14 protein-coding genes are annotated in these 25347 nt (G+C 61.4%); 6 read left to right on the top strand and 8 right to left on the bottom strand.

From position 1 onward, the window contains the following. Positions 1-126: 126 nt before the first annotated feature. From PQU94_RS05345 to PQU94_RS05330, 4 genes are all read right to left on the bottom strand, one after another. The gene (locus tag PQU94_RS05345; protein WP_272740454.1) at positions 127-984 is read right to left on the bottom strand and encodes an alpha/beta hydrolase; all 858 of its coding nucleotides are present in this window, start codon (positions 982-984) and stop codon (positions 127-129) included. Then, complete coding sequence (locus PQU94_RS05340) at positions 981-3482, bottom strand: hypothetical protein (RefSeq protein WP_272740453.1); 2502 nt, start codon at positions 3480-3482, stop codon at positions 981-983. Before PQU94_RS05340 ends, PQU94_RS05345 begins: the two co-directional genes overlap by 4 nt. Before the next feature lie 150 nt (positions 3483-3632). Next, positions 3633-7220 (bottom strand): TonB-dependent receptor, encoded by a 3588-nt coding sequence (locus tag PQU94_RS05335; RefSeq protein ID WP_272740452.1) that lies wholly within the window; start codon positions 7218-7220, stop codon positions 3633-3635. Positions 7221-7393: 173 nt separating this feature from the next. Further along, entirely contained in the window at positions 7394-8149 is a 756-nt protein-coding gene (locus tag PQU94_RS05330) for a FadR/GntR family transcriptional regulator (protein ID WP_272740451.1), read from the bottom strand. Positions 8150-8285: 136 nt separating this feature from the next. On the opposite strand from PQU94_RS05330, the gene PQU94_RS05325 reads away from it, so the two are divergent. The 4 genes from PQU94_RS05325 (at position 8286) to PQU94_RS05310 (ending at position 17474) form a co-directional block, all read left to right on the top strand. Next, entirely contained in the window at positions 8286-10007 is a 1722-nt protein-coding gene (locus PQU94_RS05325; protein WP_272740450.1) for a glycoside hydrolase family 43 protein, read from the top strand. Between the two features lie 247 nt (positions 10008-10254). After that, positions 10255-12792 (top strand): hypothetical protein, encoded by a 2538-nt coding sequence (locus PQU94_RS05320; protein ID WP_272740449.1) that lies wholly within the window; start codon positions 10255-10257, stop codon positions 12790-12792. Between the two features lie 27 nt (positions 12793-12819). Continuing rightward, a complete protein-coding gene (locus PQU94_RS05315) occupies positions 12820-15330 on the top strand; it encodes a hypothetical protein (protein WP_272740448.1) in 2511 nt (836 codons plus the stop codon). Next, complete coding sequence (locus tag PQU94_RS05310) at positions 15327-17474, top strand: right-handed parallel beta-helix repeat-containing protein (RefSeq protein WP_272740447.1); 2148 nt, start codon at positions 15327-15329, stop codon at positions 17472-17474. Before PQU94_RS05315 ends, PQU94_RS05310 begins: the two co-directional genes overlap by 4 nt. A 15-nt stretch (positions 17475-17489) precedes the next feature. On the opposite strand, the gene PQU94_RS05305 is transcribed toward PQU94_RS05310, so the two are convergent. Next, positions 17490-19103: a hypothetical protein gene (locus PQU94_RS05305; RefSeq protein WP_272740446.1), complete on the bottom strand. Its 1614-nt coding sequence runs from the start codon at positions 19101-19103 to the stop codon at positions 17490-17492. Then, positions 19100-21061 (bottom strand): sialate O-acetylesterase, encoded by a 1962-nt coding sequence (locus PQU94_RS05300; RefSeq protein ID WP_272740445.1) that lies wholly within the window; start codon positions 21059-21061, stop codon positions 19100-19102. Before PQU94_RS05300 ends, PQU94_RS05305 begins: the two co-directional genes overlap by 4 nt. 158 nt (positions 21062-21219) lie before the next feature. Between PQU94_RS05300 and PQU94_RS05295 the strand changes: the two genes are divergently transcribed. Then, complete coding sequence (locus PQU94_RS05295) at positions 21220-21618, top strand: EF-hand domain-containing protein (protein ID WP_272740444.1); 399 nt, start codon at positions 21220-21222, stop codon at positions 21616-21618. Here the strand turns inward: PQU94_RS05295 and PQU94_RS05290 are convergent. Further along, a complete protein-coding gene (locus PQU94_RS05290) occupies positions 21615-22925 on the bottom strand; it encodes an MFS transporter (protein WP_272740443.1) in 1311 nt (436 codons plus the stop codon). The genes PQU94_RS05295 and PQU94_RS05290 overlap by 4 nt on opposite strands. Before the next feature lie 107 nt (positions 22926-23032). On the opposite strand from PQU94_RS05290, the gene PQU94_RS05285 reads away from it, so the two are divergent. Beyond that, a complete protein-coding gene (locus PQU94_RS05285; RefSeq protein WP_272740442.1) occupies positions 23033-24211 on the top strand; it encodes a Ca2+-dependent phosphoinositide-specific phospholipase C in 1179 nt (392 codons plus the stop codon). Here PQU94_RS05285 and PQU94_RS05280 read toward each other — a convergent pair. After that, the gene (locus tag PQU94_RS05280) at positions 24184-25296 is read right to left on the bottom strand and encodes an ROK family protein (protein WP_272740441.1); all 1113 of its coding nucleotides are present in this window, start codon (positions 25294-25296) and stop codon (positions 24184-24186) included. The two genes, PQU94_RS05285 and PQU94_RS05280, sit on opposite strands and share 28 nt — an antisense overlap. Between the last annotated feature and the right edge of the window lie 51 nt (positions 25297-25347).

Here is a 25347-nt window from a genome sequence, read left to right as displayed (position 1 = left end):
CCGCACGGCAGGCACGACCCGTCTTGCATGACCCCTTGTATCCCTTTGAAAAAAGAGACCGGAAATACGCCTTCCGTAAGATTTGACCGTTAAAGTCGAACAGACAAAACCTGTCTGTCCAAATGGCTATATAGGCTGCAATCGGTGGGCGTGAGGCTGGCGACCCGCCTCAGCGACGCGGACCATCCACGCCCGCGCCAACTGTGGCCACTGAGCCACTGACCCTTTCAGATCGCGGAAGGCAAAGCCGTGTTCCGCATCGGCAAAGACGTGTGCTTCGACGTTCAGGCCGCTGCTGGCGGCGGTAGAGACCAGATTGACCAGGTGATCTATGGGCACGATCTCATCCCTCAGCGCATAGGCCAGAAAGATGGGGAGTCTGGGTATGGCGTGGGTTTCCTGCTGAATCCCGACCGGCCAGGCGTTGTAAAAGGCCTGCTTTTCCCGCGGTGGATAGTCCGGCTTGCCCTTCGGGGCCTTATAGGCCTTATGATTGGCATTGAGAGGCGCGTAGGCGATCACCGCCCCGGCCCAGTGGGCACAGGCGTCCTGACACGACAGGACGCCCGCCAGATGACCGCCAGAGGACAGGCCCACAAGGTAGCGGGTGTCGAACGCCTGAGCATTCAGATAGGCCACAGCCTGCAAGCCATCGGTCAGGGCGATGTCGGGGGGATGGACGCCGTGGTCGGCCTCAGCCCCCGGCAGCCGGTGGACAAGTACATAGGCCTCGATCCCCATGCCATTAAGCCATAAGGCTGTTTCGATCCCCTCCTTGTCATAGCCCAGCGCCAGATAGCCGCCGCCCATCAGGACCAGCGCCGCGTGCTTGGCGCCTTTGACAGCGAAGCGGTGCAATTCGCACTGCGCAACACGGGTGTAGAAGCGATCGGGCACCGTGCCGGTCAGTTCATTCAGGCCTGTACCGCTCAAAGGGATGATCTCATCCGGTTCCCGCGGATGTGGCAAGGCCACCGACGTCACGAAGCGGCCTCAAGGATGATGAGTTCCCCTGTATCACTCCCCGCACGACCGAACTGAATACGCGAAACCCCGGAAGCGGTCGTGACGCGCAGGACGTCACCCTGCCATTCGGTTTTGGGCAGGGCATCGCCGTGGCTATAGGGCAGGAGCATGACGCGATAGTCGGCGCGCTTGGTCCGCACAGGCAGACACAGTCGCTTACCCAAACCGAAAGAGCGCCCGGCGAACTGGTGTGTGTCATCGGTTTTCACGTAGTGCAGAGTTTCCAGTACCGGGTTGAGCGCCTCATCCGGCACCTCGGCCTCGGTCATGGATAGGATGCGCACCAGCAACATGGGCGCGCCCTTGGTAGCGACGGGCATACCAGAGTCTTTGAAACCGCCATCCGGTCGTCTGCGCTCCACACGGTTGCCGGTCACCGGCCCCAGAATAATGTCCTGACCGGACATCTGATACAGTTCGACATCGCTCGGCACGACCATGTGCCACTCATAGAGGCGTTCCTGTTCGTCCTTCTCGATCGTATCGGAAATCAGCACAAAGGGCTGTTTGGCCCGGACCATGGCGAAGCGCCGAATGGCGGTTTTAACCGGGTTATAGGGCGTGCGCAGCACCCACGCATCCTCATCCCCCCACATGCGCGGGTCACCGGCCAGATTGGGTTCGTAATATTTGCGGATCATCGGCAGCGGGTCGCGCTGCCAGGCCGCAGCCGGGTAGCGGCTGGCGAGACGGTCGCGTGCACCGCGGAACACGTCCAGCCACGGTTCGGCCTTTAATTGCTCATCGGTGGCGAGGAAGGACGACTTCATCCAGCGCCAGTTATAGGCGTAGGACTGGTCGATGGTAGCGGTGGCCCCCTGCGGCGAGAGGGTGTGACTGGTCCATGTCGCCGGCGTCGGGAAGTAGCCTTGCCCTTTTCCGTCGATCAGGATGACGGAGTGATACTGGCTCTGGGTTTCTCTCAAAGACGGAATGGCCCAGGTGCGGCCATGCGAGGAGAGGTAGAAGCCGCCTCGATCTGCGTGGTCGTGCGACGCATTGAGGGTGTCGTTACGCGCCACGATCTGGAGTGAGAGGTCGCTCGTCCCCCAGCCGCTACGGGCAAACATGACCCCGCGTTCTGCGTCGAACAGCGATAGCGGCCAGCCCTCCGTGCAGCCAGTGGCACCCGGTTTGGCGGCCGGAGAGCTGAGGTCCGAGGGGTAGAGCAGGGCGACCAGCATGTCTTCGGTCCAGCCATCCAGCTTGTTGGCATTGGGCGTCTGGGCCGCCACCTGTTCGATGCAGGGGTCTTTGGGATAGAGACTGCGCGCCAGTCCCATCAAGGCGGCCGCGGGCGGGTAGGTGCCGAGATCGCCCTCGCTGGCCCACGCGCCGCCATAGGGTTGCATGGCCCACACCATCCAGCGGTCAAACATGCGCCGCCAGCGCACCAGCCCGAACAGATTGCGCCCACGATTGGCCATAGCCAGCTTGAACGAGGCCGCGTGTAACATACCAAGCGTATGATAGCCCATGGCTTCGCGGCCGATACCGTTTTCGGAATTGCCATAGAGGATGTAGTCTCTGGCCACCTCGAAACCGCGTTCGACGATGCGCGGCTCGTAGCCGGGCTCCCCCTCGATGGCCAGTTGCATCAGCGGGAACATGGCGGCCATGCCGATGAAGTTCCAGTTGCGCCAGTGCGGCGGCAGGTCCATGCCGAGGCCGTAGCGACGGCTGGTCGCCTCCACAATCAGACTGCGGACATTTTCGACCTGTTCGCGCGACATGTAAGGCTGGCTGAAATCGTACAGGAAGGCCACGGTCGCTGAATCGCCCATAACCGGGCGCGTCGAGTTCCAGTAGTTTTCCGTATTGGCGCTGGCCAGAGCCGCCCTGACCTGCGGGCGCAGGAAGCGGGCATAGGTATCGACGGCCTGCGCGGTTTCGCGGCCGACTGTGGCATCGTCTTCCAGCAAGGCCTTCAGCGCGCGAGCCCAAAGTAAAATTTGTAAGGTGTTGCGCGTGCTGCCGGGAGGTCCCTTGGCATTGGGGCTGGCCGGATCGCTCTGAAGCGCCACCACGGCCGTCAGGTCGCCCTGCGCGAGGGCCCGATAGACGCGCGAGGCCCAGTCGTTCGGGGCGGTTTCAACGCCTGCGGCCAGACGCAGCAGGTCTGACCACAGAGCCTTGGCACGCGGCGAAGCTGTAAGTTGCGCGCGGATGCGCGGTATGTCCCGGCGCGAGAACAGGAGGCGCGGATGTTCCCCCGGTTTGGGCACCGAATAGAGCTGCGTCTTGTCAAAACCCGACAGGTCCATCACCGGTTCGACCCGATCGGAGCGATCAAAGCGGCGGCCTTTGATGGTGCCGTTGAGGATATCCTGAAGCGGCGGTTTCGGGCTGTCGATATGCGCCAGTGGTGATCTGGCGAGCAAATCCTGGGCGAAGGCCGGGCGTGTCCCGAAAAGCGGCAGGACCGCAGCAGAAACAAGAAGTTGGCGACGGTTCATGATTGACCTTGGCGGAGCTATGGCGGCGTGGAAATGCCCGCCCGGCCCAAGGCCGCACAGGCGCACATCTTTAAGGGCGTCAGCCGCAATCAAACAGGCAGGTGACCGGTGAAGAAGGGCAGGGCACCGGAAACGCCCTGCCCTTGCCACCTAGTACCGATAACGCAGGCTCAGCGTATAGACCTTCTCCGAGGCGAAACGGTCCATGACCGCACTTTCGCTGAAGGAGTAGTCGTAGCGGTCCTGATCGGTCAGGTTGGTGGCGTTCAGACGCACCTGAAGGTTTGGCGTCGGCTTATAGGTGATGGACAGGTCCAGCTTCTTCTGAGGCGCGGTAAAGCGCGTCAGGTTCGACTGACTGCCCGTACCCGCCAGGGCACGGATATAGGCCGAGCGGTAGTTATAGGCCAGACGCACGTCGAACAGCTTGTCACCGTAATAGAGAACGGCATTAACATTGTCCTTTGAAGAGCCGGGGAAGCCGAAGCCGTAATTGCCGACGTCCTTGTCGAACTTGCTGTCCACATAGGTGTAGTTGAAATTGATTCCCATGCCGTCGAACGGGCGCGGCAGGAAGGTGAAGGGCTGGTTCACGTTGAACTCGTAACCATAGACCTCGGCATCAGAGTAATTGATGTATTTACGCACGCGGAACGGGATGGGCTTACCCGTAAGCGCCGTCGTGTTAGCGTCTATGGTCGAGTCGAAATTATAACCATCGACGAAGACAACATCGTCCATAAGCGCCTGAATAATAAAGTCCTTAACATCCTTGTAGAAGGCGGAGACCACGATCGAGCCATCGTTGGGCGTATAATATTCAAAGGTCAGATCGTAGTTTTTAGCCCGGAACGGTTTGATCTCCGGATTGCCCGCCGTGATGATATTGGCCGTAGAGGTGGCCAGAGCGGTTTTCACGGCGGTGCTTTGTACAGCTTGTTCGTAAGGCACGCCGCCGGCCATGGCCGCCACGATCGAGCTGGCGATGCTTTGTTCGTAGGCATCGTTGTCGGTCAGGCTGACCGAGGCCACCGGCGAAATCTGGAACGGGTCGGGGCGCGACACGACGTAGCCTATGCCGAGACGCAGACGCATGTTCTCAGTCAGGCTGAAGTTCAGGTTGAACGACGGCAGGGCATCGACATAGTTGCCTTCGACGCTGATCGTATTGGGGTTGCGCAGCGAGCCCGGAACTGTGGCGAAGTAGATCTCGTCGAGGTAGGTGTCGCCTTCCGAGGTCAGGCCGCGAGTCAGCGGCGCGGTCGCGGTTGCCGGGAAGGAACCGTTGGCAGCCATCACGCCCGTATTGGTGTTCACACGCGTCGAGCCCGTAACGATGGAAATGGTCGGGCAGGCCCCGGCCACCAGCGACAACTGAGCGGAGTTTTTACACTGAGCAACGGTCGGGCCGCCCCCGGTCGTCGGGATGACGATATTATAGTTGGCCACCTGACCGGCGGTGGATTCCCACCGGGTAGAGGCCAGACGCACGCCGATGGAGCCACGGAAAGGCGCCCCCATGAAGCGCGATTTGAAGTTCAGGCCGACATAGGGCGCAACGATGCGTTCCTTGTAGGTGAAGGAGGAGTTGGGACGTGCGATCAGACCGCCATTGGCCAGCGTATCCGTGCAAAATCCCGGATTGGCGGCACAGGCGCCATCGGCATTGATCTTCAGTATGTTGATCTGAGCGGGAGTGCCGGGTGCCAGGGTGACGGTATCAACACCGCCCGACGCATTCTGGGTGATGGCCTTGACGAAGGCTGACTGTGCCGCGCTGATGCAGGCAATGCCATCCGTCGCCGTGCAGTTGGCCCCCAGTGCGGTGCTGCGCATATTCCCTGCGTAACGGCGCACGACCGAGGTCACAGAGTCGATTTCGGACTCAGAGAAGCGCAGTCCGAAAATGACCGACTGGAAGAAGCCGTCGTCAAAGTCGTATTTGAAATCCGTGCGAATACCGTAGTTGGTACCGTCAAATTGCGTCTCACGGCGACGCACCTGCGAGCCCAGCGAGAACAGGCCGTTATAGGCGTTACGGTACTGGTCGGCGGCTGTCGCCCCCAGGCCCAGCGAACCCGTCTGATTATACTCGACGCAGATACGCGTGGCACAACTGGCGGAGTTGAACACATCCGTCGTCACCGGCACGGCCGCGATATTCAGCTTGTCCAGGTTGGTGACGACCGGATAGCCGTCGATGATGTTGAAACCGATATCGCCGAGACGGAAGGCGTTTCGGTAGCGCTGACGCAGTTCGATGACGGTGAAGGACTGATTGTATTTGTTGCGCGAGGCCGAAATGTCCGTGGTGTTCGACCACTTGTCGCCGGTGAACTTGAAGTTCAGGCCGGCCATGTCGGTTACGGTCTTGTTGGAGAAGTTTCCGGTCGAAGTGGTGACCTGAAGCACGTCACGGAAGTTGGTGTTGGTCGCTGTCGCCAGATCCGACGTCCCGCTACCTTCGCTGCCCAGATAGCCGATCAGCCCTGCACCGTTCCAGCCACGGATGTAGGGGTTGGCGGTCGGGCCGCCCGTCGTGTCGATAATGATCGAATTGGGCGCGAAAAACGCCGTCGCATTGTTGATCGGTACCGCACCGCCCGTACCGCTGCCGCTGTTCAGGCTGGTGTTAAGCGTATAGCGCTGGTTCTGGTTATCATTTTCGGAATGCTGATAATCGAACGTGATATCAACGCCTTGCTTCGGTCGCCACTGAAGCGCAAGACCAACAGCGTCGCGGGTTTGCTGCTTCGTCAGGAGTGTGCTCGACAGGATTCCGTTGAAAATATCGAACTGCGTATTGTCGCAGGCCACTGCATTGTTCGCATTGGGGCCTGTTGTGACAACAGCCACGCCCGCAATGGCCGGCGCGGTCGTGCAGGACGACACGCCGTTGGTGTAGAAGGTGTCGCCATTATTATAGATACCGTCACCATTGGTATCGACCCGGAAGGTGGCGCGATTCGCTGTACCGCCGGGCGTATAGCCGTCACGGTTTTGCACCTGATAGGTCGGGGCATCCTGCTCGGAATGCAGACCGGACAGATACCAGCCAAACGTCTTGTCCTTATTTCGCCCGCCCACAACAAAGCTCAGTCTGGGCTTGGTGGTCTTGGCCAGATCGGAATAGGTCGCACGGGCTTCCACCGAGGCAAACATATTCTTCTTTTTGGCAAAACGGGCATCAAGCGGCTTCAGAATATTGATATCGACCGAACCGGCCAGGCCCTGTTCGATGAAATCCGCAGTCGGCGTCTTGGCAACGATCAGCCCGTTGATCAGTTCCTGCGGCACAGTATCGAAGTTGAACGAGCGGATATTGCGCTGGCCTTCGCTGCCCGAGGACATAGGCGTGCGGCCCATAAAAGAGGTCTGCACGAAATTGGGTCCAAGGCCGCGGATGGAAATACGGTCGCCATCGGTCGCCGCGTCATCGCGCTCGATCTGCACCCCAGGAACCCGCTGAAGAACATCGGCCACCGAGTTGTCGTCGAACTGGCCCAGGTCGTTGGGGGTTACGGCTTCGATGACGTTAACCGCATCGCGCTTGACGTCCTGTGCGCGCTTCAGGCTGGCGCGTACACCGCTAACCACAATCGTTTCGATATCCTGCTGGGGGGCGGCTGACGTATTTGACGCCGTTTGCGCGACCGCTTCGCCGCCTAACAGAGCCACCGAAAGGGCGGCGAGGCTGGCGGTAGACAAGCAGAATGCGCGTGAGACCGGTCTGAGCATTTCCATTTCCCGTATATATGTTATCGCCTTTTGGTCAGGCCTATTTCACGAGATATCTGACATAAAAATATTTGTCCATAAAATTCAGTTTTTATGGACGATTTGTGTCAGAAAAGAGGGGGGTGATGCCAAAATGCAATAATTGGCGGTCAGACGGTTTGTCAGTCAATGCCTCAGAGGGCAACGCGCCTGTTGAGCTTATCTTTCTGATTTGTATTGAATTTTATGGTCTCTGAAATCAGTTCGTCTTCAGTCGAGTCCAGCATCATCTCAACGACGCGGTGAAGGTGATCGCGCATGGCGGTTCTTGCCCTAGCGGCATCATGTGACTTGATCGCCTCCAGGATTTGCTCGTGTTCATTCAGGGCGGGGGTGTAACCCTTTCGCCTTACCTGTGCATCGGCGAACATAGGAAGCATGTTTGTGCGGCGAAGATCCCAGAGATACCTAACTACGCCGATCATGGCTGCATTATGTGTGGCTTCGGCAATGCCGATATGGAAGTCTTTGTCAGACTCCTCAATGCCGGGGCCATTCGCCGCTTCGATACGCATATCCTGCAAAAACTGCTCCAGCCTGGCAATGTCTTCGGGTGTGGCCGACAAGGCGGCCAGCGCTGCTGTCTCGCCCTCGTAGAAGAGGCGGGCTTCCGCCAGTTCAAAGGCGCCGACCTTCAGGTCAAAGCCGTCAAAGCGCGCCGGTTGGGCATTGGCAATGAACACGCCTGAGCCTTTACGCGTCTTGACGATCCCCATGACCTCAAGGGCGATCATGGCTTCGCGGATCGTTGGCCGGCTGACATTAAATTCCAGTGACAGCTCTCGTTCGGGCGGCAGTTTATCCGATATCCGGTATTTGCCGTGGCGGATCTGTTCAATGATCACATTGACGACGGTCTCGTAGAGCTTGCCAAACGGGGTTTCTGTCATGAATGTGCACTCGATGTGAAAATAATGTGTAGTCAGGCTAAAAATTAATCTAAATAGGAATTGACTACAAGGTCTGGCAACTAAGGGTCTTGCGGATCGGGTATGGCCGGTTGTCAATAATGTAAGGAGAGGGTGGATGCTGCGGATGTATCGGCTTGCGGGGCTTTTGAGTTTTGCCTTCCTGTGCACAAGTCCCAGCTTTGGAGGCGCTGCGGTACTGGCGCAGACACGGTACGAAAACCCGATCATTCCGCAGGACTATTCCGATCCCGATGTGACGGCCTTTGGGACCAGCTATGTGATGACGGCCTCGTCCTTTGCCAATGTGCCGGGTTTGCCCATCCTTGTGTCCGATGATCTGGTGCACTGGCGACTGGTCGGGCATGCGCTCGATAAGCTGGTACCGGAGGCGCACTTTGCTACCCCACGACGCGGTGGCGGCGTCTGGGCCCCGTCTATTCGGTATCATCAGGGCTATCTGACCATCTATTATCCCGATCCGGATTTCGGAATTTACATGACGCGCGCGCCAAAGCCGGAGGGGCCGTGGTCAAAACCTGAACTGATCCTGCCCGGTAAGGGATTTATTGATCCAACGCCTTTCTGGGATGATGACGGCCAGGGCTGGCTGGTCATCGGCCTCGCCAAAAGCCGCGCAGGCATGAATAACCGCTTGCTGGCCTATCCGTTGTCCGGGGATGGCACTCGCGTTCAGACGCAGGCAGAGCCTGTTGTCCTTGTGGCCGGCTTTACCCTGCCGCCCGTCAAGACCGCCGTGGGCGTTTTACCGTGGACGACCATTGAGGGGCCCAAGGTCTATAAGCGTGACGGCTGGTATTACATTTTTGCCCCGGCGGGGGGCGTCAAACAGGGCTGGCAGGGCGTGTTCCGTTCGCGCCATTTCGCCGGCCCTTATGAGGCGCGCAATGTACTCGATCAGGGGACGACCGACGTCAATGGCCCGCATCAGGGGGCGCTGGTGTCGCTTAAGGGGGCTGACGGGTTCATCCATTTTCAGGATGCGGATTCCTTTGGCCGGGTGGTCTGGCTGGAGCCTGTCGCCTGGAAGGATGGTTGGCCCATCATCGGCGAAGACCCGGATGGTGATGGGACGGGGCAACCGGTTAAACACGGCACCGTCCCTACAGCCTCGTCCCGCGCCTCCCAAGACCAGCCTCTGCACTTAAGCGGTAGCGATAGGTTTGAGGGCAGGCTGTCCCTGCACTGGCAATGGAATGCCAATCCGGCGGATAACTGGATCGACCTGACGGCGCGTCCGGGCTTTGCGCGGCTGAACGCGGTGCCTATGCCAGCCAGTCTGTATGAAGCCGGAAATGTGCTCAGCCAGAAACTGCCGGGTGAGCGTTTTGCGGCGGAAACCTGCCTCGATTTCGCGCCCGTCAGCACCGGTGAGCGCGCCGGTCTGGTGGTCTTGGGGCGCCGCTACGCCTGGATCGGCGTAGAGAAACGCGCGGACGGACTCTATCTCGTGCAAGTGGAGAATTCGGAGGCCGAAGCGGGCGGGTCGGAGAAGATCGTGGCCGCTCTGAAGGTTGAGCCGGGCCCGCTTTGCCTGAAAGCAGAGGCGAAGGCCGAGTGGCAAAGTGTCCCCCTGCCAGAGGGGCAAGGGCCGTGGCTGTCGCTGACGCGCGAAAAACACGCCCGCCTGACCTTTGCCTATCGTCAATCAGGTCAGGCCTATACGCCTTTCGGCGTCACGTTTTTGACCCGTCCCGGTAAGTGGGTTGGGGCGCAGATCGGCATATTCGCCAGCGCTCCTACCGGTACGCCCGCCTTCACGGCGACGCGCAATGGCTCGGCCGATTTCGACTATTTCCGCGTTGAGTCCCTTCCCTGAGTGGGTGGATTAGAAGAATTGGTATTTAGATATCTAAATTCTATTGCCAGACCAATTTTTGAACGATATGTATAATCCGGCGGATCAGCCCTCCCTGATTGCGTTTCGCCAAGCCTCAGCGCCGACCGTCAAGGCGGCGCTTTTTTTTGAGATTGTGTCTGCGCATCTCTTCCGGGAGCCTGACTGGGGAAGCTGACGAATATAAAGTCTCAAGATAACAATATCATAAATCTACAGGGTCCGTTCAATGCCACAACATCTGTCCCGCCGTGCACTCCTGATCTCCGGTGTGGCCGCCAGCGCCGCGGCAACGTCGGCCTTTGGTCAGACAGGTTTTGCGCCAACTGTACGGCTGCCCGGCGAGCTGAGTGCGGAGGCGGTGCTGAACGGGGTCTATCCGTATCCACCGTCTCCGGCTTTTGATGTTAAGGCTGACCGTCGCGGTTTCCGCGCCGACCGCGTGACGGCCGTGCCGAAGGCCGGGGTACATCCGCGCATCCTGTTCTCGCCCTCCGATGTGCCCGTTATTCGCAAACGCGCCGAGACAACCGAAGCGGGGCGTCAACTGCTGGCCAATCTGCGGCGCAAGACCGACCGCTTTCTGCGTGCCGAGGGGCAGTGGACCACGCTGTTTTACACCCATCTGAGCCGTGGCGATCTGGCGGCTGCCAGATCACTGGCCGCCGCCAAGGGGCCCTTGCCGCAGGTCGGTCACTATAAGCCGTGGCTCTATGCCGTCGTACTGGAACTGTTTGACGCCCTGATCTTTAACGACACTGACAAGGGCCAGAAGGCGGCTTCGGCACTCGCCACCTATGTCGAGATGGTGCGGCCCGATCTGGAAACGGCCCTGTCCGGCGACATGAATGATGATGTCTGGCGGGCCAAGACCTCCGGCCCGATCACCGGCTCGCCGAAGAGCAATCAGGGGCTGCGCGATGGTCTGGCCTATCATCTGGTCGGCTATGGGTATGATTTTGGTCACGCCTTCATGACTCCGCAGCAGCGCGACACAGTGCGTCGCACGATTTCGCTGGCCACCAAGGGCCGCCTGTTTATGGGGGCGCGCCTGCCGCACCATTTCCGTAACTGGAACTGGATCATGGTCGCCATGCAGCAGCCCCTGCTGGCGCTGGCCATCGAAGGGGAAGAAGGTTACGATCCGCGCGTCGTCAAACTGGGTTTTGAGATTGCCCGCGACTATCTGACCTATGGTATTTCCCCGAGCGGCATGATGACCGAGGCCATCGGCTATTCGCAGTTCGGCTTTGTGTGGGGCGCGCCCCTGTTCGTGGCCGCCACGCGCCGGGGCGAAAATCTGCTCACCCACGGCCACCATCGCGCAACGCTCGACTGGTATCTTCAGGCCCTGACGCCGGCGCAGACGAACTGGATCAGCCATGGTGACGGCGGCGATACGGGCCCGTCTCTGTGGACCGTGTCCATGTGGCATCATCACTTCCCCGATGATCCGCGCGTGTCGGTTTTGTGGTCGCTTTTGATGCGCAGCGCGTCCGGCGGCGAAGGCGCAGCCCCGTCGGCCGCCGGTAATATTCTGGCCGGGGATGTACACCTGATCGAGCCGCTGATCTGGGCGCAGGATGTCGCGCCGGTTATGCCCACCGAAGTGGCCGACCTCAAACTGCCCCTGTCGCTGCACGATCCGCTCAGAGGCTCGCTGATGAGCCGCTCCGGCTGGACGCGCGACGCCGCGCAGGTGCAGTTTGAATGCCGCATCGACTCGGTGGGGGCCAGCCACGAACACGCCGATCGCGGTCATTTCACCTTTTCGGCCTTGGGGCGCGATTGGGGCAAAGACAATTTCCGCTCCGTCGAGTCTCGCCACCATTCGACCATTCTGATTGACGGGGTGGGGCAGGGCTACTGGCCGGGGCCGGGCGAATGGCTCGATTTTCAGGAGACGCCGGACTATGTGCGCGCCGCGTGCGACTGCAAGCCGGCCTACGACTGGTTCTGGCCGAAGCAGATCCTGACCGAAGACCCTGACCGCTTCGAACGTTTCAAATATGCCCGCTGGGCGGACTACAAGACCGAAGCGCAGAAGTTCCAGCGCGACTATGCGGGCGTGCCGCGTGAGCGCGACACCCGTCCGTCCGTGGTCGCCTTCTGGAAAGGCTTTGAGCAAGGCGATCCGCGCCTGTGGGACGAAGACGGCTGGCCCGTGCGCCTGCCGCATAACCAGGTGCAGAAGGCATTTCGTTCGATCCTGTTCGCGCGCAAACTCCGGCCTTGGTTGCTGGTCAGCGATGACATTGCCAAGGATGATGAGAGCCATCTGTACGAATGGATGATGCAGACGGGGCCGGATACCGAAATCTGCGCTCAGACCAACAGCGACATCATCCTGTGTGACGCTTCGGTCAAACGCAGCGCGGACGGTCTGCCAAAGCCCGTCACCGGGGATCGCCTGCTGCTGGTGCGTATCCTCAATCTGGGTGAGCCCGACAAGGCCCGCGACTATCAAAGCCGTCCGTCCTCGCGTCTGGAGACGTTTGAACGCCGGGACACGCTGGTAGCGGAGGCGACCAATGGCGCCTTGTCCGGGTCGCGCTCGTTCGGCCTCGATAAGCGTCTGGTGATCGCCAGCCGCAGCCGCGAGCCCGCCTTCCGCATCCTGCTCTATCCGCATCGCTCCGGCGAAGCCTTGCCGCAAACCCAATGGTCAGCCGATCGCACCACCCTGACCCTCAGACACGCCGGGGGTGTGGAGACCGTCAGGTACGCCAAAGGTCGGGCAGGGCAATGGCAGGCCGAAGTGATCTGACGGCAATACAGAACAGGCGAGGCGGCGATGAGCGAACACCACAGGCGTGATCTGTTGAAGGGCGTCGCGGCCCTTCCCCTGCTGTGGACAGGTGCCGCAGCGACGGCAGCGGAACGGGTACCTGCGCATCTGAAAGGCGAACTCGACGCCGAGCGCGTGCTCAATGGCGACTACCCCTATCCCCCGTCACCCAAGGTCGCGGCGGGGCAGGATCGCCGTGGCCAGCGGGCTGACCGCCTTGTGCCGCCTCCCGCGGCAGGTCAACACCCGCGCCTGTTGTTCACTCAGGCCGAAATCCCCGAAATCCGTCGGCGCTGGCAGGGCACGGAAACGGGTCGCCACCTGCTCAACGCCGCCCGGCAGAAGGTCGAGACGGCTCTGGCCAAACCCGACAGTTTGGGTAAGGCCTTTTACGACGCTTTGTCTGCCGGTGACCTCACTGCCGCTCAGGCGCTGGTGAAAAGCCGTGGTTTCCCTCCACCGGTGGGCCATTACAAGCCGTGGATATACGGGGTTGTGCTTCAGGCCCTGATCGCCTGCATCGAAGGGGATACGACAACGGGTACGCGCGCGGCGACGGCGCTGGCCACCTATGCCGGGCTGATTGCGCCGGACATTGAACAGGCGCTGTCCGAGCCGATGAATGACGACGTCTGGCGCGTCAAGCTGTCAGGCTCGCTGACCGGCGCGAGCCGCAGCGGGCAGGGTATGCGCGACGTTCTGGCCTATCAGCTTCTGGGCTATGGCTATGATTTTGCGCATGGCTTTATGACGGAGGCCCAGCGGGAGATTTTGCGGGCACTGATTGCGCGCGTCACCTATGGGCGTCTGTGGGAGGGGGCGCGCCTGCCGCACCATTTCCGCAACTGGAACCATGTCATGGTGGCCCTCCAGCAGCCCCTGCTGGCCCTGGCTATCGAGGGGGAGGCGGGCTATGACCCGCGCGTCTATCGGCTGGGGGTGCAGATCGCCAGAGACTATCTGGACTACGCCTTTACCGAAAACGGCGTCTCTACCGAGGCTATCGGCTATATACAGTTTGGTTTTGTGTGGGGGATGCCGTTCATGGTGGCGGCTGACCGGCGGGGTGAGGGCCTTTTGAGTCACGCCCACCATCGCGCCGCGCTGGACTGGTATCTGCATTGCGAAACGCCCGGTGCCGACGCCTATATCAGCCGCGGTGACGGCGGCGATACGGGACCCGCCCTGTGGACCCTCGCTGCCTGGCTCTATCATTTTCCAGATGATCCGCGCGTGCAGGCCCTGTGGGCGCATCAATATGGCCTGTCCGGCGTTGATAATCAGACCAAGACCAAGCGTCTCAATGCCTTTTACGGTGACGTGCACCTGATCGAAGCCCTGATCTGGGCAGAGGAGATCGGCACGCCGGTGCCACTGGACCCGGCCCGGCCCGTCACCCTGTATGACAGGACGCGCGGGTCTTTGAACACCCGCACCGACTGGTCGGATACGGCGGCCTTTCTGACCTTTGAAAACCGTCTGGATTCGGTGGGCTCCAGTCATGAACACGCCGATCGCGGGGCCTTTACCTTCGCCGCTTTGGGCAAGGTGTGGGCGAAGGACAATTTCCGGTCCCCGGAAACCCGCCACCACAACAGCGTACTGATCGACGGCAAGGGACAAGGCTACTGGCCCGGTCCGGGTGAATGGCTGCGCGTCACCGAAACGCCTGACGCCATTACCGCCCTGTGCAGCCATAAGGCCGCCTATGACTGGGCGTGGCCAAAGCAGATCCTGACCGAACCGGCACACTCCGAACTGTTCCGTTATGAGCGCTGGCAGGACTATGCCGCGCAAGCGGCACGCTTTCGCGAACAGTATCGTGGCATTCCGTTACAGCGCGATACCCGGCCCAGTGTCACAGCCTTCTGGAGCGGCTTTGAGCGCGGTGATCCGCGCCAGTGGGACGAGGATGGCTGGCCGGTACGCTATGCCTTCAATCCGGTTCAGAAGGCATTTCGTTCTCTCTATTTCCGCAAAGGGCCGTCGCCCTGGCTGATCATAGCCGATGAGATTCAGAAGGATAACAGCGAACGCCTTTATGAATGGCTGATGCAGACGGGGCCAGAGGTCGATCTGATCGAACTGGCGGGCAATGACATGGTGCTGATCGACACCTCCGGGCAACGCGCTAAAGGCAGCGCGCCGCGCCTTCTGGTGCGGGTGCTGGCCATGAATGAACCGCAACGCGCCATCGACTATACGACCCGACCGTCCTTCCGCCTTGAAACCTTTGAGCGGCGCGACACGCTGGAAGCGCAATCGGAGGTCAATGCCTTGGCCGGATCGCGCAGCTTCGGCCTCGACAAGCGGCTGGTGATCGCCAGCCGCAGCCGCGCCCCCGGTTTTCGTGTCCTGTTGTTTCCGCTGGCCCCCGGTCAGGCCAAACCCAAAACCGTCTGGGAAGACCGGGACCGCCTGCGGCTGGAGGCCTCCGGGGCTGAGCCAGTGCGTCTGGCATTCGATACGTCGGCCTCCTTTTGCGATATCCGGCAGATAGGGGGGGATGGCCGATGAAGACCCGCCGCTTCGTCACCAAGGCTCTGGGGATCATCGGGGCGGGTTTGGTCCTGCCGGGTGGGGTCGGGGCCGCCACGGGTCTGGACCTGCATGTAGCCCCTGACGGCGATGATGCCGCCGATGGCAGCGCTGCCCGTCCGCTGCGCACGCTCACCGGGGCCCGCGACCGCCTGCGCACCCTGCGTCGGGGCGGGGTGTCTGCTCCTTGTTGTGTCTCGCTGCACAGCGGCACCTATTTCATCAACGAGCCCTTTCAACTGACGGCCGAAGATAGCGGTACGGCGCAGGCCCCGGTGACCTATCGCGCGCTGCCGGGGGCTGAGGTGCGTCTGTTCGGAGGGGTCAGACTCTCGGCCCAAAGCGCTCGCCGCATCGACGATATCAACCTGCTCGCCCGCGTGCGTCCGCAGGTCCGGGGCAATCTTGTCGCGTTCGATTTCGCGGCGGCGGGGGTAAACCTGCCGCCCGCCTTGCCGCCGGTGTTCGAGGACAATGGGGGGCTGTTCAGCGTCATCCACAAAGGTGAAAAACTGCCTCAGTCTCGCTGGCCCAAGGGCGGTTATACGACCATAGCCGAGGTGCTCGATAGTGGGATTGCCCCGCCGCGTGGTGGCACCTTTCGCTATCGCGGTGACCACCCGGCGACCTGGGCGGCAGCGGTAAAAAAGGGGGAGCTGTGGCTCACCGGCTTCTGGCGCGTGCCCTTCAGCGTGCAGTCGGTCAAGGTGGCCTCTCTGGATACGGCTGCGCGTACAATTACGCTCGCTGCGCCGGTCAGTCTGGGCATAGGGTCGAAGTACACCCCCCTGATCAATGGCACGCGCAAGGGCGACGGCAAGGAGCCCTATTACGCCTTCAACCTACCCGAGGAGATAGAGGCGCCGGGGGAGTGGTGCTACGACTATGCCGGGCGGCGTCTGTTGATCTGGCTTCCGGAGCCCTCTGCCTCTCTTGAGGTTACGACGCTCAATACGCCGATGATCCACCTTTCAGGCGTCAGCCATGTGCGGTTCAGCGGCTTTGAGATTGCCGGCGGTCGCGCCGGGGCCATGCGCATCGACGGCGGATGGGAGATTGCGCTTGAGGCCCTGCGCCTTCGCAATATCGGCGGCGGTGCCATCGACATGGTGGGCGGCTTCGGGCACAGCGTGCGCGGCTGCGACCTTGAACATATTGGCCGGTTTGCCGTGCGCGTCACCTGCGGGGATCGCAAGACCCTGACCCCCGGCGATGTGGTGATAGAAAACAACCATATCCGAAACTTTGGCGAAGAGGCCCGCATTTCTCCAGCCATCGCCCTCAATGGCGTCGGCAACCGGGTGCGCAACAATCTGATCCACGATGGCCCCAATGCCGGTATCGTCTATCAGGGCAATGATCTTCTCATCGAGCGAAACGAGATCCATCATATCGGGCTCGACAGCGGTGATCTGGGTGGCATCTATACCAATGGCGACTGGGCCGGACTTGGCAATATCGTGCGCCATAACTTCATCCATAGCTCAGCCGGCGCTAATGGCGTCTATATTGACGATGGCGCGTCAGGGCACCGCGTCGAAGGCAATATCTGTTTCCGGCTGGCCAGCGGCCCGTTTATCGGTGGAGGTCATGGCAATCAGATTATTGGCAATCTGGTGATGGCGTGTCGTCTGGGGCTGCATCTGGACGATCGCGGCGTGAGCCGGAATTACGGCCTCCATTCGTCGCACCTGGGCCGTCTTTTCAATCAGCTCAATACGGCAGAGCCGCCGTGGTCCAGCCGCTATGGCGAGGTGCTAAATACGCTGAAAATGAGCCCGCAATTGCCGACCGGCAATGTGCTGGAAAAGAACATACTGATCAACACGCAAAAGCCCTTTGATCTCGCCAGAAGCGTGACCATCGACACGGCGAGCAATGCGGTTTTTGACCGCGATCCCGGTTTGACCAACCCGGCGGATTTCGATTTGTCGCCGGCGGTAAAGACAAGGGCTGTGGCAGGGCTTTCGCCTCTGGCGGCCATCCCGTTTGACCGTATTGGCCTGTATGTCGATGCGCTGCGCAAAGCCCTGCCACCGGATTTACAGCAAAGTCGTCACGCCCTGCGTCAGGGTCGAATTCTGTTCGACTCGCAGACCGATATTGAGGCATCTAACCGCTAAAAATTGGCTTAAAACTCAATGTGGCCGGTGAAGATAGAAGACCCGCGATACGGGCGTGGCGGTCTTGACGGCAGGGCCTGTGGCGCGGCCCCATTGTGTGGCCACCACCTCGATACGAAGCGGGAAGCGGGCGTGGGCGGGCACGTCCGCAAATCGCAGATAGTGGGCGTCTTCGATAAGGACCGGTCCTGACCGCACGAAAAACGACACCGGCAACCCCACCGAAGACCGAGCATTCAGGCGTATCCGGCCGTGCGGGCTTGCGACATCCGGCAGGGCGTCAAAGCTAAGCGTCTGCTCCAGTCCCTCGTCATGGGTGAGCGGGATGCGGATAAGCACGGGCTGCACCACGGGCCGGTGCGTGCGGTCGCCCGGATATTCCGCCAGTATCAGTATCTTGTCGATATTATCCTCGGCACGGTTGAACTGCACGCGGAAGGTGGCCGGGCCCGTCCGGACACAGCTCCAGCCCCAGCCGACGACCCGGAAATGCAGCCCACCCCGCGGGGCTGAGCCGCCCGTATCGCTGTCGTCCCTTTGCAGACGTGCCGAGACGCTAAAGCTCAACCCATCGGCTTCCGGTGTGAAGTCGAGCGTCTGCAAGCCCTGTCCATTGGCAGACGGTGTCTGGTGATCAAAGCTGATCCAGACGGGCCGTTTGTTATGGCCGGCATAGAAAGCGCTCAGTGCCTTGGCCAGATGCCCGTTGAACACGCGCATCGCCGTCTCCCGTGGTCCCTGATAAAGCGGTGCGGGGGCTGCCGCAAACCGGGGCGGCACAGCGCTGTCCACCAGCCACAGCTCGCGTTCCGGTGTCTCATTGAAGCGAAAATCACGAGTCAGGGCTTCCGGCAGGCGGGCTTTGGCAGCCGCCGAGATGAACGCGGCGACATAACGGCCCAGATCGGGCGACCATTCAAAATGCCCGCTGCCAGTCTGGGTCAGACCCATCGATACGGTGTCGGGATGGGTTCGGGCGTGTTCGGCCATCTGCCGCGCCGTGGTGTCGATCGGACTTAGGCGGCGCGCGGGCCCCAGTTCAAACAGTTCAGCCCCGATCTGAAGCACCGGGGTGTGGCGCAGGCTCGCCGTCTTGTCCCACTCTGGCGGCCTGCCCAAACCGGCCTTGGCGCTGATGATGCACAGCACCCGATCCGGGTTCTGATAGGCGGGATTAAAGGCGAAGGCCTGCGAGGCGGAATGACCAATCGTCACCCACGGCACCCAGGTCAGTTCTTCGAAACCGCTCAGCGCGGCCAGGGCATCCAGCGCCCCTTGCACGACCCGGTCATCGCGGCGCGGCTCGCTATAGACGTAGCGATTGCCCCAGTTGCGGTTAAACCAGATGAGACCGAAATCTTCCCGTGCCGCCATAGCGCGGATCGCCGGGTCTTCCAGCAGGGCCTTTTCGATGACGATGGTCTGCCCCATGATCAGGCCGCGCAGGCGTTTCGAACGGGGCGGCGTCCACAGATAGGCGTGCGAACGCTGAGCCGACATATCGACATGGTACTGCCACACGGCCTGATCGGCGTCAGGGCGTAAAGGGGAGCCGACGGCGGCTGCGCCGGCCAGACACAGACCGCTACCGACCGAACCGGTCAAAAACCGGCGACGGTCCGTGGTCATTTGGCCGGGCTGCTTTTCAGGTCCCACTGGAACGGCGTCACAGGCAGACCATTGGCGCTGTAGAGGTTGACGACCGGCGTATCGGCCCAGGCGTAGCGAAGCAGGGTCGGGGTCAATCCCGCGGGCACGCTGAGGCGCACCGTATCGGCCGCCACGCGACCGGCAACGTAGCGGCAGGTCTTCTGGCTGTCGCACAGTTCAAAACCGATGGCCTGATCAGCGCTGTAGGTCACCAGTCGCGAACCATAGGCGTCAAACTGAAGCACCAGATCATCGCCTTCGCGCGTAACACCCTCAATGTCCGGAGCATTGGCGATCAGGTCCTTACCGTAGCTGTATTTCCTAATCAGCAGGCCCATGCGGCTGGCCACATCACGTTTGTTGACCGGGTGAACATCATTGACGTCGCCCAGATCAATCGTGGTCGCCAGATAGGCTTTTTTGTCTGCTTTGACGGTGGCGCGCTGGGCCTCTCTCAGCCCGGCCCAATTCGACTCCGCCGGTACATCGGTGCGGGAGCGCCAGTTGGGAAGCTGAACAATATAGAAGGGCAGGTCGCTTTTGAAGCTCCTACGCCAGTCGGCCAGCAGGGCTGGGAGGAGTAGGCGGTAATCATTATAGGCCGAGGCATTCTGTTCGCCCTGATACCACATCACCCCTTTCAGGCCATATGGCAGGAGCGGGGCAATCATGCCATTATAGAGGTTGGTGTAGCCGCGACCCGCGGCCCACGGGGCGCGCGGCGGCGTGCCTGAGAGCGTGGCCGGAGCGGCGATGCGATAGAGCCACTGATCGGACAGGGGGAGGCTGTCATTGCCGATAAGCAGGGCGCGGCTGTTGGGAGGGCCCTTGACGCCGCCATTGCCGTAGGTGCCGTTCAGCCGGATAGCGATCACATTGTCTCCGGCGCGCAGCAGCCCCTTGGCAACAGGATAAACCCGTTCGGCATCGCCATCTTCGGCCCCGACGCGCACCCCGTTGACAAAGGTCGCATCGAGATCATTCAGAATGCCCAGACGCAACTGCCCGGCACTGGCCGCCTGCGCTGCGGTCAGGGTGATGTGCTGCCTTAGCCAGATCGTGCCGTTAAAGCCTTTTAGTTCGACCTGATCGGCCTCCTGCCAGCGTTTGGTCAGGGTGAGTTTCTGCCAGCCGCTGTCATCATAGCCCGCTTCGCGCCATGTCGGTTCTTCGGCGGTTTTACGCCCTGCCCACCAGGCTTCAGTGCGGTCGCCGAACTCTTTGCGTCCCTCATCCACGCTGGCCGCATAGGCATCGTGCAAGGCGACGTTCGACAGGCCGATGCGGGTTGCTTTCAGGGCGTCGCGGCTCATCCAGTCTTCGATAGGCGACCCACCGACGGCGGCGGAGATGAGGCCGATCGTCACCGGCGTGTCCTGCCGCAATTCGCGCGCGGTCAGAAGGCAGACGGCCGAAAAGCCCGGCGCGGTGTCCGGGCCGGAATAGGTCCAGCGCGCCGTGACGGGCAAGCCACTGGCGGGACGGATGGCCCCTGTTTTTTCTATATTCAGGAGACGGATGGTCGGATCGACGGGCTTGGCGCCTTCGGCCTTGCCATTGATACTGGCGCTGAGCGGGAAGGCCATGTTCGACTGACCGGCGCACAGGAATACATCTCCGATAGCGACGTCTTTCAGGGTTGTGGTTTCCTCCGCCGCATTGCTCACGCTCAGGTCAAAGGGGCCGCCTTCGGCCTGTGGCGGCAGGGTGAGGCGCCAGCTTCCGTCCGCCCCAGCCTTGGTGGACGCCTTTACGGCCCCCAGTCTGACAGTGAGTGTATCACCCGGCCTGGCGGTACCCCACACCCTCGTCTCCATATGGCGCTGGACGACGGCGTGGTCCTGAAATACGTCGGCGAATTTGGCGGGCTCTGCAAAGGCGGGGGTGGTCAAAAGCGCCGCCGCGAGAGCGGTCCCGGCAAGGAAACAGGCTTTCATTGTATTCCCCGTAGATATTTTCGTTAGTCGTAGTGATATAGCCGTCGGAAAATATGTCTAGCCAAATTTTATATCTATCTATATATCTTTCACGGCCTGCGCAGGGGTGGTGAACAGATGCCCCGAACGCGGCACGCAATCAGAACAAAGGTGGAAACATGCACAAGGTTGTAAATGTCGGTATCGTTGTTGTGTCTCTGGTGGCGGCCTCAGCCGCCTCGGCTCAGGACATTCCGCAAGCCTATACCTACCTTGACCGCAACAAGGACGGGCAGATCACGCAGGCTGAGTTTACGCTCAACAAACCCGCTACCTTCAAGGCGATGGACGCCAACAAAGACGGTCAGGTGACCAGAGAAGAGGCGACGGCCAACTATTCCAAATCGGCCGCACCGAACGATCCGATGATTGAAAAGCGCGTGGGCTGGGTCATGAAGTGCGACACCAACGGGGACGGCTTCGTGACGCTGGAAGAGTGGGTCAATGACAGCATTGCCGACTTCAAAAAGAAGGACAAAAACGCCGATGGCGTCATAACCGGCGCGGATTTCAGCTAATGTCCGGATCGATTAGTCGGCAAAGAGGTCTGATCTGTGGCGTTAAGCAGGATTACGCAGATCACACTGCCTAGGGCGGGCAACAGAAAAGTGAAAGCGAACAAGGTCTGCCGGGCCGCATCATTCACAACGTCGGCCTGATAACCCGAATAGCTTAAGCCCAGCCCGAACAGACCGGCACCTACGCCCATGGCGGCTTTTTGCAGAAATATGGCCCAGGCGAAGAGTTGCCCGCCCACCGCCGCCTGTGTCCTTTGTTCTAGCGCATGGGCGGCGTCAGACAGCAGGGCCCAGATCAGGGCATAGACGCCGCTGAGGCCCATCCCCGCCACAAAAGCGCAGGCCATAAGCAGCGGCAAGGCAGCGTGCAGGACGGCGAAGCTCAGGGCCGCCAGAAGGAAGCCCGCGGCGCTCAGGGCGTGCGCCACTTGCATGATGCGCGTCTTGGGCCAGCGCGGCGACAGGTAAAGCCATAGCGGCAGCCCGGCCACCTGACCGGCGACCAGAGCCCCCAGAAGCCATGAGGTTAGAGCGGCATTGCCGATCCAGTGGGCGGTGAAAAAGACGCAGGCCTTGTTGAACAGGGGCAAAAACAGCGAGGCCGTCGCGCCCACCGCAAGGATGCGCAAGGTGTTCCGATCGCGTAGTAGCATGGTGACTCCGCCCGCGTGACGGGCGAGCGGCGCGCCTGTGTCCCACTCCCGGACAGCGACCCAGGCCACCAGAATGGCGACACCGGCGACCAGCGGCAGAAGGACCGCTACCCAAACGAAGCCGGCCGCCGGGTCCTCCGGCCGGATCAGGCGTGGCAGGGCTAATGCCAGCAGCAGGGTAGCCAGAGAGGAGAACAGAAAGCGCGCCAGAGCGATGCGGCCATTGTCCTGCACCGCCGCTGAAATCGGGGCCAGCAGCGCATTGTGCGACAGGTCGAGGGCGACATAGCCGATGCGCAACAGAGCCAGTGTACCCGCAATAAGCCATAGCGAGGCCTCCATGCGGATCAGCAGAAACAGCAGGATAAAGGCGGCTACGGCCACCGGGGTGCCCAGGACGATCAGCGGCCCATAGCGGCCCAGTGGTGTCCGCAGACGATCCGCCAAATGGCCGGCCCACGGATAAAGCAGGGCGTCCAGCACCAGAGAGGTGAAGATCAGTGCCCCGGTACATCCGGCCTCCAGCCCCAGATAATCGGTCAGGAGGAACATCAGGGTCGTGTCCACCGTGCCCCACAACAGGGTCTTGCCGAAATTGCCGGAGGCGTAGGTCAGAAGACGCCGATGGGACAAGGGCTGCGCAGAAGGGGGCATGTGGATAATTTAGGGGGCGATAGTGACAATAACATAAATCGTCGCAATTATGTCGCATTAAATATCTAAACGGTATTAAATTTGACTAACGGCACAGGTGGCGGCGTATGGCGTGGCGATATTCAGCAGCAGTGACGGTGGCTCTTTGGGGCGCTATGGGTGCATGGGCCGGGGCTGAGCCCGCGTCAAAGTCCACGGCCGTGCGCCTGAACCAGCTTCAGTTTGTTGGCACGCATAATTCTTACCATGTGGCACCGGATACCGCCCTGTTCCGGCTTATGGACGAAACCGGCTATGCCGAGAGCGCGGAGTGGCCAGCCAGGCGTCTGGTTCCGGCGCTGGATTACACCCACGCGCCCCTGCAAACCCAGCTTGAGAGAGGGTTGCGGGTCTTTGAGCTGGATGTGCACGATGATCCGCAAGGCGGGCGTTTTGCCGATCCGGGGTTTCTCAAGGCCCTGTCGCCGGAGGTCGCGGCCACTGTAGCCCCGGTCGATCCTGAAGGCGAGTTGCGCAAACCCGGTCTGAAAGTGTTTCACGCCGCCGATACAGATGTGCGCAGCCGCTGCCTGCGCTTTACGCGCTGTCTGGAAATCATCCGCGACTGGTCGCAGGCGCATCCGGGGCATCTGCCCCTCTTTGTGCAGATCGAGGCCAAGGAAGGACGCAAACCGCCGGTGGCCAATGCCTACGTGCCCGCTGCGGCGGCGCCGTTCGGGCGGGAGGCCTGGGCGCGGCTGCACGCCGAGATCGAGGCGGTCTTCCCCCCGGCGCAGATCGTGCGTCCGGCTGAGGTGCAGGGCGCCTATGCCAGCGTCAATGCCGCCGTGCGCGCCGAAGGCTGGCCGGCGCTGGACGCCTTGCGCGGTCGGGTTATTTTTCTGCTGCTCGATGATCCGCAAAAACAGGACGCCTATGCCGACTTTACCTCCGGCGTGGTGGCCCCGCTTCTGTTCGTGGCGCGCACACCCGATGATCCGCGCACGGCGTGGCTGATGCGACCCAAGCCCAAGGCGAGACAGATCGAAGCGCTGGTGAGGCAGGGCTTTCTTGTCTATACGCGCGCCGATGCGGGCGGCGAGGACAGCGATCTCAGCAAGGAAACGCGGCGTCGCGAAGCCTTCACCAGCGGGGCGCAGCTCATCGCGACCGACTATCCGTGGCCAGACCGGCGCTTTGGACCCTATGAGGTTCGTTTTCCATCGGGCTATGCGCGCTGCAATCCGGTCCTGAAAAGCGGCTGTGATACCGAAAATGTTCAGGAATCGCCAAAGAAACGCGAATAGAAGGGCAGGGCGGCAGCCCCGATCAGGCCCGCCTGTGACCCTAGGGACGAGGCGATGACGCGCGGTCGCGGCAGCATGACGCCTTCGTTGCAGAACTGCTCATCGTCGATGCGCACCACGATCTCCTGCAGGATATGGTGCGGCAGGCGGCCCCCGATGATCACGGCGCGCGGGTCGATCAGTCGGGCGGTGATCCACAGGCCTTCGCGCAACTGCGCCGCCGCGCGGTTGATCCAGGTGCGTAGCGGGGCGCAGGTCTGCGGGCGCAGCTCCTCCAGATCGGAAAAGTCCTTCACGGCGACACCCCCGGCGCGCAGGCTTTCGAGCAGGTCCTGACCCGACGGGCGCGGCCGGTCATTGGCAAATTGCACACCGATCAGCCCCGCATTGCCGTTGACGCCGCGATAGAGCCGCCCGCCGAGGATCAGACCGCCGCCGATGCCGTGCCCGATATGGGCAAAGAAGAAATCGTCTATGGTCTGGCCTATACCCATCAGCCGCTCCCCCAGGGCGGCGCTGGCGGCGTCATTTTCGATAAACACGGGGCAGGGCAGGTGGGCCTGAAGCTCGGCCCCAATGTCTTCGCCGCGGAAGCCCGGAAACAGGGCGTGGGCGTTGAGGCTGCGGCGGTCGCGGATAAAGTCGCCGGGCAGGGCGAAGCCCATGCCGGTGAGGCGGGCGGGTTCAACGCCCTGTTCGGCGCATAGCCGCTCGACATGGGTGAGCGCCAGCCGCGCCACATCGGCGGGGGTGGCGATATCGGTACGCACCTGGGTTTCGCCCAGCAGTACCCCGGCCAGATTGATCAGTCCCACCTGTACCAATCCCGTCGAGAAATAAACCCCGGCGGCGTAGGCGGCATCGGCGCGCACCATCAGCGGTCGTGCCGGTTGCCCCCGCCCGCCGGCGCGCCGCACATCCTCGGTCAGCAGGCCTTGTTCGGTCAGTTCGCGGGTGATGCGCGTCACCGACATGGTCGAAAGACGGGTCAGGGGCGTGATGTCCACCCGCGCGATCGGCCCCAGCCGCCAGATGACGTCGAGCACCTGACGGTCGCTGTCGCTTAATATGTAGGAATCGTCCATACCGCCTGTTTATTCCTAACGCGATGATTTGCAAGGCGCCATATTAAATAT

The sequence above is a fragment of the Asticcacaulis currens genome, from assembly GCF_028550395.1.
GTDB lineage: Bacteria > Pseudomonadota > Alphaproteobacteria > Caulobacterales > Caulobacteraceae > Asticcacaulis > Asticcacaulis currens.
The sequence above is the reverse complement of the archived record's forward strand: the minus strand, read 5'-3'. Positions and strand labels throughout refer to the sequence as shown.

Excerpts from the sequence above, each read along its gene's own strand:
- PQU94_RS05340 (WP_272740453.1), bottom strand. The coding sequence starts at position 3,482 with ATGAACCGTCGCCAACTTCTTGTTTCTGCTGCGGTCCTGCCGCTTTTC.
- PQU94_RS05335 (WP_272740452.1), bottom strand. The coding sequence starts at position 7,220 with ATGCTCAGACCGGTCTCACGCGCATTCTGCTTGTCTACCGCCAGCCTC.
- PQU94_RS05330 (WP_272740451.1), bottom strand. The coding sequence starts at position 8,149 with ATGACAGAAACCCCGTTTGGCAAGCTCTACGAGACCGTCGTCAATGTG.
- PQU94_RS05325 (WP_272740450.1), top strand. The coding sequence starts at position 8,286 with ATGCTGCGGATGTATCGGCTTGCGGGGCTTTTGAGTTTTGCCTTCCTG.
- PQU94_RS05320 (WP_272740449.1), top strand. The coding sequence starts at position 10,255 with ATGCCACAACATCTGTCCCGCCGTGCACTCCTGATCTCCGGTGTGGCC.
- PQU94_RS05315 (WP_272740448.1), top strand. The coding sequence starts at position 12,820 with ATGAGCGAACACCACAGGCGTGATCTGTTGAAGGGCGTCGCGGCCCTT.
- PQU94_RS05310 (WP_272740447.1), top strand. The coding sequence starts at position 15,327 with ATGAAGACCCGCCGCTTCGTCACCAAGGCTCTGGGGATCATCGGGGCG.
- PQU94_RS05305 (WP_272740446.1), bottom strand. The coding sequence starts at position 19,103 with ATGACCACGGACCGTCGCCGGTTTTTGACCGGTTCGGTCGGTAGCGGT.
- PQU94_RS05300 (WP_272740445.1), bottom strand. The coding sequence starts at position 21,061 with ATGAAAGCCTGTTTCCTTGCCGGGACCGCTCTCGCGGCGGCGCTTTTG.
- PQU94_RS05295 (WP_272740444.1), top strand. The coding sequence starts at position 21,220 with ATGCACAAGGTTGTAAATGTCGGTATCGTTGTTGTGTCTCTGGTGGCG.
- PQU94_RS05290 (WP_272740443.1), bottom strand. The coding sequence starts at position 22,925 with ATGCCCCCTTCTGCGCAGCCCTTGTCCCATCGGCGTCTTCTGACCTAC.
- PQU94_RS05285 (WP_272740442.1), top strand. The coding sequence starts at position 23,033 with ATGGCGTGGCGATATTCAGCAGCAGTGACGGTGGCTCTTTGGGGCGCT.
- PQU94_RS05280 (WP_272740441.1), bottom strand. The coding sequence starts at position 25,296 with ATGGACGATTCCTACATATTAAGCGACAGCGACCGTCAGGTGCTCGAC.